Origin of the sequence: Elstera sp. (assembly GCF_044372965.1) — a bacterium.
Lineage (GTDB): Bacteria > Pseudomonadota > Alphaproteobacteria > Elsterales > Elsteraceae > Elstera.
The window spans coordinates 1-11,279 of the sequence record NZ_JBILQX010000305.1; the positions used below are offsets into that span (position 1 = coordinate 1).

Below are 11,279 nucleotides of genomic sequence, written 5' to 3' on the forward strand. Positions count from 1 at the left end.
GAATCATTGCTAAATCCTCAAATTATCTCCGGACCGCGCCCCCCCACCGCAGGGGCGTTAACAGCGGCATTATGGGCATGCGTTCAGCGCTGCTAAAAAACTGTCACTTTTTGCTTGCGGGGACCGAGCGCATGTTTTAGAAACCCGCTCACGCCAGTTGGGCCGGAAACGGTTCTGTCGGCACCCAGAAGTTTCGGGGCTATAGCTCAGCTGGGAGAGCGCTACAATGGCATTGTAGAGGTCAGCGGTTCGATCCCGCTTAGCTCCACCAAACAAATCAAGGGGTTAGCAGCATAAAGCGGCTAACCCCTTTTTGCTGTGTCACCACGCTAAGAAAAATCGTGGAATGTCGCGCGCTAAACGATTTGAGTACCGTACGGCGCGTAATATAGTCGTTTTTTTTGGGATGCTACGGCAGCATCTCGAACGCGCCGCAAGAGCATTAGAGACTTCCCGCCAGCAGAGCTTTTGAACCGCGCCGGGTTTGCCGGAGACCGTTTGGTTTAAGTTATGCCGCCACTGCTGGCGCGTCCAGCATGCCATAGTATCGTTCTTCGGCCTCGGCTGGCAGTATGTTGCCTATGGGCTCCAGAAGGCGTCGGTTGTTGAACCAGTCGCCCCATTCCAGCCTTGCAAACTCCAAGGCTTCGAAGCTTCGCCACGATCTTCGCCGATTGAGAACCTCGGCCTTGTAAAGCTCGTTGATCGTTTCGGCGAGAGCGTTGTCGTAGGACCAGTCAAGCCGACCAGCCGGGCGACGCTCGATAGTCTGCGCGCCGACGGTATCCACGACGTGATGCAGACCAGCGACAACCGGACCAGGACCATGGCCCCAGCATGACGCTGCTCAAGGGCGATCCCGCCGGGATCGTTTACGCCCGCATGCTGAGCCGGGTGACAATGCGCAACATACGCCAGAATCTGGCTTTCGCCTAAAATGCAATCGGCATCCCGGTCGCGGCTGGGGTTCGGTGGCCCACCATCGGCCTGCTCCTCAGCCCGATGGTCGCGGCCCTGGCGATGTCGCACAGATCGGTTTCCGTCATCGCCAATGCCCTGCGTCTTCGGGCGGCGCGGCTTTGACTGATCAGGTCGGGATCGGCACTGCGCCGGGCCGGTGAGCCGGGCCGGCGCCGGTCCCGCCTATTTCGCGTTTTTTGCCAGCCACGCCTGCATGCTGGCGATCTCCCGTTCCTGGGCAGCAATGATCGCGGTCGCCAGCTTCTGGTTTTCCGGATCTTTGCCGTACTTGAGGATGATTTTCGCCGCGTCGATCGCCGCCTGATGGTGGGGGATCATGCCACGGACGAAATCGATGTCCGCGTTGCCACTGTAGGTGACGCCCATGTCGTGCATCATCTTCACATGGGCCTGCTTGAAGGCGACGGTCGCCGGGCTGTCGCCGGGGGCCGGCATCATGTCCTTCATCATCTTCTGCATCATGGCCGGGTCCATCCCGGTACCCATGGGCGTGCCACCGGAGGGCATCGTCCCGGACCCATGCGTGCTGCCATGGCCGCCGGGCTGGGTTGACTGCGCCTGCACGGGCGCAGACAAGGCGACGGCCAGCAGGCCGACAGAAACATATGTCGTGAACAACTTCATTGGAAATCTCCTTAGCGTGGGGTTGGGGTCAAAAAAAGGGATCAGTTGAATTTTCCCTGGGCGGTCTTGCCGTCTGGCAAAGAGAGCTGGACCGCGCCCTTCGGGTTCGCGGGCAGCGGGACGGACGCCGTCCCGGTCAGGCGGTTGCCGTCGGCGGGGGACAGCACGATGCGCTGTGCCTTGCCATCGACAACCAAAATAGCTGTGCCTCGGAAACCTGCGGCGGGAACGGGCTGATTGCCGCTATCGGTGACAAACACATCGACCGTGGCGGCGCGGGCGACCAGTTCGACGTGATACGCCCCTGCGTCCACGGCCATGCCGCCATTCGGGCCTTTGGTCGGCTCGTGCGCGCGGACCGGGCCGGCCAGCAGGACCAGGGCCAGCAGGGGAAATGTCAGTCGGGGAAGGATCGATCGTTTCATGTGAAGTCCTTTCGGTGTGAGAAGGTCAGAACGCTTCGGGCGGGCGGGCCGCCTGCCGTGGAAAATCGGCTGCGTTGCGTGCGGTCGCATCTGCCTGCAACCGGTCCAGGGCTCTCCCGCCAAACCGCAGGAACAGGGCCGGTGTCAGGACTGCGTCCAGCAGCGTGGCGCTGACCAGCCCGCCAAAGATCGTCACCGCGACGGGATGCAGGATTTCCTTGCCGGGTGCGCTGGCATCGATCAGCAGCGGCACCAGCGCCACCCCGGCAGACAGGGCCGTCATCAGGACCGGCGTCATACGCTCCAGTGAGCCCCGGAGCACCAGGTCGCGCCCGAAGGGCACCCCCTCATGCAGCGCCAGATTGATGTAGTGGCTGATCTTCAAGATGCCATTGCGCGCCGCAATCCCGGTCAGGGTGATGAACCCGATCATCGAGGCGACCGACAGGGGCTGTCCGGCCAGCCACAGCGCCACGACGCTGCCGATCAGGGCCAGCGGCACGCTGCCCATGATAATCAGCGCCAGCACCGTCGAGCGGTAGCGGCTGTAGAGAATGACGAAGATCATCAGGAGCGACAGGACCGACAGGGCACCAATCGTGCGGGTCGCATCCTCCTGGGCCTGGAAGGTCCCTTCAAGACTCGTAAAATACCCAGGCGGCAGGGCCGCGGTTGTAATCTCGCGCCTGATATCGGCGACAATCCGGGCCATGTCGGCCGCACCATCCGAATTGGCCAGCACCACCACCCGTCGCCTGCCGTTTTCGCGCAGGATCTGGTTCGGACCATCCGTCTCGCGGACGTCGGCGATCTGGCGCAGGGGCACCCGGCCCGACGGGGTTTCTACCAGCAGGTCGCTGAGGCCCTGCGTGGTCCGGCTCTGGTCGGAAAGACCCAACACGACATCAAACCGCCGACTGCCATCAACGAGCCGCGACACGGTCTCGCCGTTCGACAGCCGCCCAAGCTGGCGGATAAGGTCTGCTGGTGTCACGCCGTAAAGCGCGGCCCGGCCATAGTCGACGGTGATTTCCAGCTGCGGAACGCGGACCTGTTTTTCTACCTGGAGATCAACCACGCCCGGAATGGACTCCATCCTTGTCCGCAGTTGTTCTGCGATGCCGCGTAGCGTATCCAGGTCCTCGCCATAGAACTTCAGTGCGATCTGGGCGCGCACGCCGGACAGCATGTGGTCGAGCCGGTGCGATATCGGCTGACCGATATTGATCGCCATGGGGAGGACGGCCAGACGTGCCCGAATGTCGGCCACGATTTCGGTCTTTGGCCGCCCCCCAGGCTTCAACTCCACATCGATTTCAGAGGAATGGACGCCCTCTGCATGTTCATCAAGCTCGGCGCGCCCGGTGCGGCGGCCGACCGCCACGACCTCGGGAACCTCCATAACCAGACGCTCTGCAATCAACCCCACCCGGTGTGATTCCGCCAGTGAGATGCCAGGATTGAACAGGGTGTTGATAGTCAGCGTGCCCTCGTTGAACGGCGGCAGGAAGGACCGGGGCAGCCACGTCGCCGCTATGCCCGCTCCCGCGACGGAAAACGCCGCCAGCACCATCAACAGCCTTGTGTGGGCGAACCCCCACAGCACCAGGGCACGGTTGCCGCGCTTCAGGACGCGGACCAGTGCGCCCTCATGCGCAGCATCCAGCCGTTTCAGACCCGGCAGCAGGTAGTACGCCATGACCGGAGTCAGGGTGATCGAAACGACCAGGCTGCACAGGATGGAGATGATGTAGGCCTGGCCCAGCGGTGCAAACAGCCGCCCTTCGATGCCGGACAGGGCGAACAGCGGCACGAAGACCAGGACGATGATCAGGGTCGCATAGACGATGCCGGAGCGAACCTCCTGGCTCGCCGACACCACCACATCGAATACGGAACGCGGATTGCCAGCTTCCCGGTTCTCGCGAAGCCGGCGGAAGATGTTCTCGACATCGACAACCGCATCGTCAACCAGTTCGCCAATTGCGATCGCAAGGCCACCCAGCGTCATCGTGTTGATCGACAGACCCAGAAGGTGGAACACGATCGCCGTGACCAGGATCGAGACCGGAATCGCCGTCAGGGATATTGCAGTGGTGCGGACATTCAGCAGAAAGGCGAACAGCACGATGGCAACGACTGCAACCGCCTCCAGCAGGACGGTTTCGACATTCCGGATCGACGTTTCGATGAAGGTGGCCTGCCGGAACAGAATCGTATCCGCGCGCACGCCTTGCGGCAGGGTTGCGGTCAGCCCGTCCAGCGCCGCCGTGACCGTGGCCGTCAACCTTGTGGTGTCGATGTCCGGCTGTTTCTCGATCGAAACGATGACTGCCGGCCGTCCCATATAGCCAGCCTCGCCCCGTTTTAGGCGCGGCGCATACGTGACCTCGGCGATCTGGCGCAGCGTGACCGTACCAGCGCCGGTCCCGGTGACCACCAGCGCCCGCAGATCATCCAGCCGTGTCGTCTGCCCGATGTTGCGGATAAGGAACTCACGCGCATACTGGTCGGTGTAACCGCCGCCTGAATTGGTCCCGAACTGTGACAGTGCCGCTTCAACCTGATCGAGCGTGACGCCAAACGCCCGCAGCGCTGCCGGGTTTGGTGCAACCCGGAACTGGCGCACCTCGCCGCCGATCGGGATCACCTGGGCAACGCCTGGAATGGTGAGCAGCCGGGGCCGGATCACAAAATCAGCAATCTCGCGCACATCCATGGGTGACACACCATCCGGTGCCGTCACCGCGACCAGCATGATCTGCCCCATGATCGAAGAGACCGGTCCCATCTGGGGCGTGACGCCCGGAGGCAGCTGGTCACGGACCAGTGTCAGCCGTTCGGCAATCTGCTGGCGGTTGCGCCAGATATCCGTGCCCCAGTCGAATTCCACATAGACGATAGACAGGCCGGTGCCGGAGACGGAGCGGACCCGGGAAACGCCGGGCAGGCCGTTCATCTGCGTCTCGATCGGGTAGGTGACCAGCTGTTCGACCTCGGGCGGCGCCAGCCCTTCGGCCTCGGTCATGACGGTGACAGTCGGACGGTTCAGGTCGGGGAAGACATCGACCGGTAGCCGTGTCGCCGTGAATGCGCCCCACAGGACCAGCGCCGCCGCGATTGCGATGACAAGCAGCCGGTTGCGCAGGGATTGTGTAACCAGGAGGGTGAACATGGTTGGCCTCATCGCACCTGGTTGAGAAGTTCGGCACCCTGCGTCACGACCCGTTGGCCCGGTTCAAGCCCGGCCTGCACCAGGACCCTCGTGCCATCGAGCGGCTCGGTCCGGACCTCGCGCGACACAAACCGCTCCGCCGCGACATGCTCCCAAACTAGGTTCTGGCCGTTTGCGCCGCGTAGGACACTGGCACGGGGCACCGCGATGCCGTCATGGGCCTCGGCTGTTGTGGCAAGGACCGTCACAAGCTGACCAGCCCGGAGCCGGGCCGAGTTTCCTTGGATCGCGAAATGCACGGGAACGGCCTGCTGCACGGCAACAAGCCCTGCCCCGCGCCAGACAAGCTCAAGACTCCGCCCATCCGGGAGCCGGGCTGTCGCGCCCTCCGCAACCGGCACGGGATCATGGCTCAGCGCCTCGACCCACAGCCGGTCGGGATCGGCAATCCGGAAGATGACAGCATTGGGCTCGGCAATCTGGCCGGCCACGGCATAGGTCGCGGCGACCACACCCGCGACCGGTGCCACAAGCACTTCAGCCGTGCGCCGGACCGTATCGAGCCGCCGTCGGCGCTCCTGGAGTCCCGCCAGTTCCATCCGGGTATCTTCGATCTGTGCCCGTGCCACAACGTCCGGGATCGCCTGGAGGCGTTCGAGACGGCGGCGGACAATTGCAATCTGCTGGTCCAGCTCGCCGGCGCGCTGCTGCACGTCGGACGCATCAATCGCCTGAAGCGACGCCTCGACACGGGCCAGTATTTCGCCAGCCCTAACGACGGTTCCGAGCCTCGGGAAACCACCCGGTGGCGCCACCAGCCGCCCTGCGACCGCAGCCACCACCACCCCGCTCGCATCGGGATCGGGAATGATCCGCCCGGGCAGTTCCAGGATACGGGGATGCCGGGCCGGGTCCGCCACAGCCGTCCGGATGCCAAGAATCCGCTGAGCGGATTTCGGGACAAAGACCGAGCCATCGGGCAAGCGCATCGCCTGGTCGCGAATCTGCGGGCCGGGTGGGTCAGCGGGCTGGGCAAGCGCAGGCAGCGCTGCGATCAGCACCAGGAACACTGCGATACTGGCCGCATGCGCCATCTGCGCCTTGCGCCGGGCGATAAGACCCATCACCAGCAGACCGGCAAGGAACCCGAGTCCCCACACCAGCAGCGTGGGCATCACGCCACCATCGGCCAGGCGACCGGCTCCTTGTTCCAGCGTGGGGCCAACCCCGGACGGTCCCTTACCGGTCTGGGCAGGGGTAGCCTGTACCTCTGGAATCATCAGCGTGGTCGTCAGAATATCGACCGTTTCACCTTGGGTGATCGTGAAGATCAGATCATGTGCCCCGGGCGTTTCCGTCCATGGTGCGGTTAACCGGAACAGGCCTGCACCGGTAGGCGTCGCGATGATCGTCCCAGATGGCGTCTCGGCCTCAATCGCCGCCCCTTCGACCGGGGCGTTCTCCGCAAAACTGTCCAGCCAAATATCAAGTCCGCCATCGCGGGTGACGGCCACCAGCTCGAACACGGCGGATGCTGAATCGGTGCGCGGGGCGGCAGAAATGGAGACTTCGGCAGGTTTGGGGCCATGATCATGGCCTTCGTGCGCAAGGGCTGGCGCAACAAGCACCATAAAGGCCGCAACCCACGCGGCGGCTGGCGGAATCAGCATCGGATTAATTCTTTCGGTCTGGTCGGTCGCACGGGCCGCGCGGAAAGCGCGACCGGGTCAGGTCTTCAGACGAAAGATCGGGGGGGTTCCGGCAGGGCCTCGGGTACGGCATCCGGTCCCGGCCCCGCAATGCGGGCTGCCGTATCGGAACCAGACGGGAAGCGGTCGGCGAACGTTTCTGTTAGAGGCAGGGCGGACGGGCAGCACCCCATGCCGCTACAGCATGAGCTGTTGCAGAGCCGGTCTGTAGACCCGGAATCCGGGGCTGTCAGCTCCGACAGCAGGTCTTTGAAACCAGAAACGGCCTCTGCCCAGCCTGTGCTGTCAGTCAGGGACAGCCCCCTAAGGGACAGCACCCTAGGTGCGCTCACTTGCCCAGCGGGGTCCGCCGTGATGCCTGGGTTTGCCTGATGTCCGGGATGGGCCTCTGCCCCCGATGGCACAAGGCCAAGCATTGCGCTGAACAGCACAATCACAAGCCAGAATGCCAGACGGGGTATCCAGTGTTTCATACGAACCTCAGAAGCCGCATCTTATCTACACGAAGAATAAAGGCAGGGTAAAGGCGGCAGCTGATCCGGCAGCCTTACCCGCCCCATCCTCTCCAACCGCGCGGGCGGGGATGGTTCCGGTTCGGGCTGTGCCGATGATGCGCGTGGATCTCGGCTATCTGCCTGGGTGAGCCATGGGAATACCCAAAAAATGAAGCGTGAATACCCCCTCTCCTCCCGAACCTGTCGAAGGATGGCGAGTGGAGATAGGCCCCATCTAGTAAAGAATAACCGTCATTGATCATCCTTCGACGGGGCGCGGGGCCGACAAAGTCGTAATCTTGGAGGACAGCAGGGGCACCTACGCCGATCCGTGGCCAGAGGTCGCGGGACGGGCGACAGGTGGGCGCCATGGGCGCGCTTATGGAAGCACGATTTACACGCCGAATGTCTTTATGCTATCTCATGAAGCATGAGTGCAGAACTGAAGATTACTGTGGCCGACCAGGAGTCGTTCCCAAACGCGGACCATAGCCGCGCGGTCGATCAGGCGCGTAAGCCATGGTCCGCTCCCGTCCTGATGGTATCCTCCATCGAGGCCGTCACACAGAACGCCGCCAATACCGTGTCTGATGGCACGGGCAATTTGTATTCCTGAGCACCTCGCGCGGAGGTCCTTCGGGCATCAGCCCGCGCTGCGCGCGCGCCACTAGCTTGGACATGTATTCAGCGTACGAACTGCCATCATGAGCGCGTTCGCAGGCTTCGTGTGTCTTGGGGCCGACATGCCGCCGGGGACAGCGGAACGGCTCTCAAAGGCCCTGGAGAGCAAAGGGCTCGGCAAGGCGGTGGTGCGCCGCTTCGACCAAGGCGTGTTCGTTTTCCGTCAACGCCTCCTTTCGCCGGAAGACCGCTACGAGCGGCAACCTTGCGTGGGCGCTGAAGGGCAAATCCTGTCGATGTTCGATGGTCGCCTCGATAACCGGCGCGAAGTGTTGGACGCGCTCGGCCTGCACAGCCCATCGCATCTTCCTGTTCCCGATGGTGAGATCGTTCGGACAGCCTACGAGCGCTGGGAAGAAGACGCCGTGCCCCGCCTCCTCGGCGAGTTCGCATGGGCCGTATGGAATGCCCGTGATGGGCGGCTCATGCTGGCGCGTGACCACAGCCAAAACCGTGCTCTGTTTTTCAGCAACGGCGATGGCTTCGCCGCCTTCTCTACCGGTTATCGGCCGCTGCTCGCGCTGCCGCAAATTCCGCGCGACGTTGATGAACTCGCCATTGCCGACCTGCTCCTAACCAGTCCCGACGAGAGTGGACGGAGCTTTTACAAGGCCATTTCGTGGGTCGGGGCCGCCGAGCGCGTGTTAGTGACCGCCTCAAGCCTGCGCCGAGACCGGTTCTGGGAGCCAGCGCCGCGCCCGATGTTACGCCTGCCAAGCGATGCGGATTATTTGGAAGCCGCGCGCGGTGTTTTCGAGGAGGCCGTCGCCTGTCGGTTGCGCGTCGCAGGCCCTGTCGTGTGCTCGGTCAGCGGCGGGCTGGATTCGAGCGCAGTTGCCGCGACCGCCGCCCGCCGCGTGGCACCGAGCATGGTGCAAGGGCTGTGCATCGTGCCCGTCGCGGGAGCCTATCTGTCCGTTCGGGCACATGAGTATGCTGACGAGCGTCCCTTCGTCGCCGCGCTGGCCGTGCAGCACCCGAATCTCCAGGTCGAATATTTGGAATCCGCCGAGGTCCGGCCCTTTGAACTGGACCCACGGCAACTCTTCCTGGAGGCTGGCGCGCCCCTCCGGGCACCGTCGAACGCCGCCTGGTTCCTCCCCATGCTACACCGCGCAGCCGACCTGGGCGCAACGACGATCCTGAGGGGTGATCTTGGCAATCTTACCTTCAGCGCCGAAGGTTTCACGCAGCTCTCAGCCCTACGCCAGCGCGGCGCTTGGCTGACGTTGGCGCGCGAGTTCGCCGCGCTGAGGCGGACTTTGCCGTCGTCCAGTTGGCGAGCCCTGGCGCGGTATCAGTCCCTGGAAATGTTGCCGGATCGCGTGCGGGCAGAACTGCGCCGGATGCGACGCCATCGAAACCCATTCCGCTCCCCCAATCCCGTATTTCTCAACCCGGACTTCGTCCAGGACGCTGGCCTCGGCGAGCGAAACAGGCACCATGGCATCGCGAGGAGGGATTTCTGGACGGCGAACGGCCTGGCCTCCCTCCTGCGCTATGTTTTGCTGCGCTCACGCATGCAGGGAGAATCGTCCGCAGCGTTGCGGAACATGACCGGCGTCACCTCGTCCGACCCTTTCTCCGACCGCCGAGTCATTGACTTTTGCCTGTCGTTGCCGCCCGACCAATTTCTTCGAAACGGGGAATGGCGACGGCTGGCCCGTTGCGCTTTCGCCGATCGGTTGCCGGCCGAAATCATCGAAAATCGGAAGCGCGGCGCACAGAATACTGACTGGCATACGCGCCTAACGCCTTATCGCCCGGCTCTGGCGGCGGAGTTGGAGCGGTTGAGCAGCTCTGCCTTGGCCACGCGCATTCTCGACGTGCCCCGGATGACGCGCATTCTTGCTGGTTGGCCCGACGACCCCCGCGCCATCGAGGACGACGGTCAATTATACCGCGTGAGTCTGTTGCGCGCGCTGCATGTCGGCCAGTACCTAAGCTGGATTGAGGGCGGAAACCGATAAGATTTGCTTAGGCATACCCAAGCCTCGCCATAACCTTGGCGTGGTCGCGTTCGATTTGATCCGCCTGGGCAGGGGTCAGCGTGTCCCGCCAACCGCCCGCGATACCCCGTCGGAAGAACCGCACGGCCTTGAGGGGGCGCTCGTGAAAACCATACTGCTCCTCGGCGGCGAACAAGGCATCGAACCGCGTCGCCGCGACGGCGCGTTCGACCGCCTCACGCTCTGCGGCCCAGCCCAGGTAGCGGGCGACCCTCAGCAGCGCGCCCGCTGCGTCGACGGTCATGTCCTCGTACCGCAACAGCAGGGGGGGCGGCATCCCTGGCGCATCCAGCCAACTCTCCACATGCGCGCTCCAGGTGAGCAACCGCTGCGCCAGTTGGGTCTTGCCCCGTTTCCCGCCGCGCGCCAACGTCGCTTCTGGCGCGGCCAGGGCGGTGATGGCCTCATCTACGGTCATGCCCAGATGGGCGGCCAGGGATACGGCTACATCGCGCGGGTCACGCGCGATGTAGAGGGTGCCTAATGTCAAAGCTGGCGGGAATAGCGGTTCCCCTGCGGACGTCAGCGTCCAGGCGTCGTGTACTTTGCGGAGCTGTGGCGCAGCGTGCCGGCGCGCTTCGAGTTCGTAGAAACATGGCCGCAGCGCTTCGGCCTCCTCGTCCGTGAGGTCCGCGGAATCGACATCCAGAAGCAGATCAAAGGGACTCCGGTTGCTGGCTATCGGGGCAAAGCCAACCTTGGCGGCGAAGTCTGGCGGCGCGCCGTCCCGGCTCAAGCTGCTCAACGCCAGCCGAAGCCATGTATTGCCCGACTTAGGGTAAGAGGCCAGCCAGTGATATCCGCTCATGATCTCCCGCCAAGATTGCGCGCAGTATGGCGGGCGACAAGCAGGGAGACTGTGGCGTCCAACGCTCCCAGGTCGGGCATCCGCGCCAGCCGGAACGACGGCAGCGCCGCGATGCGCAGGAGCGCGGACATCAGCGCCGCGCGCTGTCCCATGCGGATGGCGGCCCCCCGGCGGTAGACCGCGCCCACCAAATCGTCCAGCGCCATGCCGCCGTGTAACGGGGTAAAACCCGCGTGGCGCGGGTCCGACGCCATCATCAGATGGTAAATTGCGGCAAGCGGCAGGGGCTCTGGCGAAAACCCATCTTCGACCGGCAGGTGGAATTTCTCCAATTGGGCGCGACTGCGCTCCAGCCCGTCGGCGCGCAGGCCCA

6 protein-coding genes, 1 tRNA gene and 3 pseudogenes are annotated in these 11,279 nt (G+C 63.8%); 3 read left to right on the forward strand and 7 right to left on the reverse strand.

What is annotated here, in order from left to right; genetic code table 11:
• Nucleotides 1–195: 195 nt before the first annotated feature.
• Nucleotides 196–271 (forward strand) — tRNA-Ala (locus ACIQ36_RS19970).
• 237 nt (nt 272–508) lie between these two features.
• Here ACIQ36_RS19970 and ACIQ36_RS19975 read toward each other — a convergent pair.
• Nucleotides 509–748: pseudogene (locus tag ACIQ36_RS19975) on the reverse strand (IS3 family transposase); the annotation flags it as partial.
• An 89-nt stretch (nt 749–837) separates the two neighbouring features.
• Between ACIQ36_RS19975 and ACIQ36_RS19980 the strand changes: the two are divergent.
• Nucleotides 838–1,083: pseudogene (locus tag ACIQ36_RS19980) on the forward strand (haloacid dehalogenase); the annotation flags it as partial.
• Nucleotides 1,084–1,143: 60 nt separating this feature from the next.
• Here ACIQ36_RS19980 and ACIQ36_RS19985 read toward each other — a convergent pair.
• Genes ACIQ36_RS19985 through ACIQ36_RS20000 form a run of 4 tightly spaced genes read right to left on the reverse strand, consistent with a single transcriptional unit; the run spans nt 1,144 to nt 6,875 of the window.
• Nucleotides 1,144–1,605, reverse strand: coding sequence for a DUF305 domain-containing protein (locus tag ACIQ36_RS19985; RefSeq protein ID WP_395832632.1), 462 nt, complete (start codon nt 1,603–1,605; stop codon nt 1,144–1,146).
• A gap of 41 nt (nt 1,606–1,646) precedes the next feature.
• On the reverse strand, nt 1,647–2,030 hold the full coding sequence (locus tag ACIQ36_RS19990) for a hypothetical protein (RefSeq protein ID WP_395832634.1): 384 nt from the start codon (nt 2,028–2,030) through the stop codon (nt 1,647–1,649).
• A 25-nt stretch (nt 2,031–2,055) separates the two neighbouring features.
• The gene (locus ACIQ36_RS19995; RefSeq protein ID WP_395832636.1) at nt 2,056–5,205 is read right to left on the reverse strand and encodes an efflux RND transporter permease subunit; all 3,150 of its coding nucleotides are present in this window, start codon (nt 5,203–5,205) and stop codon (nt 2,056–2,058) included.
• 8 nt (nt 5,206–5,213) lie between these two features.
• On the reverse strand, nt 5,214–6,875 hold the full coding sequence (locus ACIQ36_RS20000) for an efflux RND transporter periplasmic adaptor subunit (RefSeq protein WP_395832638.1): 1,662 nt from the start codon (nt 6,873–6,875) through the stop codon (nt 5,214–5,216).
• A gap of 1,237 nt (nt 6,876–8,112) precedes the next feature.
• On the opposite strand from ACIQ36_RS20000, the gene ACIQ36_RS20005 reads away from it, so the two are divergent.
• Nucleotides 8,113–10,059, forward strand: coding sequence for an asparagine synthase-related protein (locus ACIQ36_RS20005; protein WP_395832640.1), 1,947 nt, complete (start codon nt 8,113–8,115; stop codon nt 10,057–10,059).
• Between the two features lie 7 nt (nt 10,060–10,066).
• On the opposite strand, the gene ACIQ36_RS20010 is transcribed toward ACIQ36_RS20005, so the two are convergent.
• Both ACIQ36_RS20010 and ACIQ36_RS20015 read right to left on the reverse strand, forming a co-directional pair.
• Nucleotides 10,067–10,906 carry a sulfotransferase domain-containing protein gene (locus tag ACIQ36_RS20010; RefSeq protein WP_395832642.1) on the reverse strand — a complete coding sequence of 280 codons (840 nt, stop codon included), beginning with the start codon at nt 10,904–10,906 and terminating at the stop codon, nt 10,067–10,069.
• Nucleotides 10,903–11,279, reverse strand: a pseudogene (locus ACIQ36_RS20015) (hypothetical protein); the annotation flags it as partial. The gene ACIQ36_RS20010 and the pseudogene ACIQ36_RS20015, both read right to left, overlap by 4 nt.

What these genes read in the sequence shown, in the direction of transcription:
- ACIQ36_RS19985 (WP_395832632.1), bottom strand. Translation starts at nt 1,605, where the DNA reads ATGAAGTTGTTCACGACATATGTTTCTGTCGGCCTGCTGGCCGTCGCC.
- ACIQ36_RS19990 (WP_395832634.1), bottom strand. Translation starts at nt 2,030, where the DNA reads ATGAAACGATCGATCCTTCCCCGACTGACATTTCCCCTGCTGGCCCTG.
- ACIQ36_RS19995 (WP_395832636.1), bottom strand. Translation starts at nt 5,205, where the DNA reads ATGTTCACCCTCCTGGTTACACAATCCCTGCGCAACCGGCTGCTTGTC.
- ACIQ36_RS20000 (WP_395832638.1), bottom strand. Translation starts at nt 6,875, where the DNA reads ATGCTGATTCCGCCAGCCGCCGCGTGGGTTGCGGCCTTTATGGTGCTT.
- ACIQ36_RS20005 (WP_395832640.1), top strand. Translation starts at nt 8,113, where the DNA reads ATGAGCGCGTTCGCAGGCTTCGTGTGTCTTGGGGCCGACATGCCGCCG.
- ACIQ36_RS20010 (WP_395832642.1), bottom strand. Translation starts at nt 10,906, where the DNA reads ATGAGCGGATATCACTGGCTGGCCTCTTACCCTAAGTCGGGCAATACA.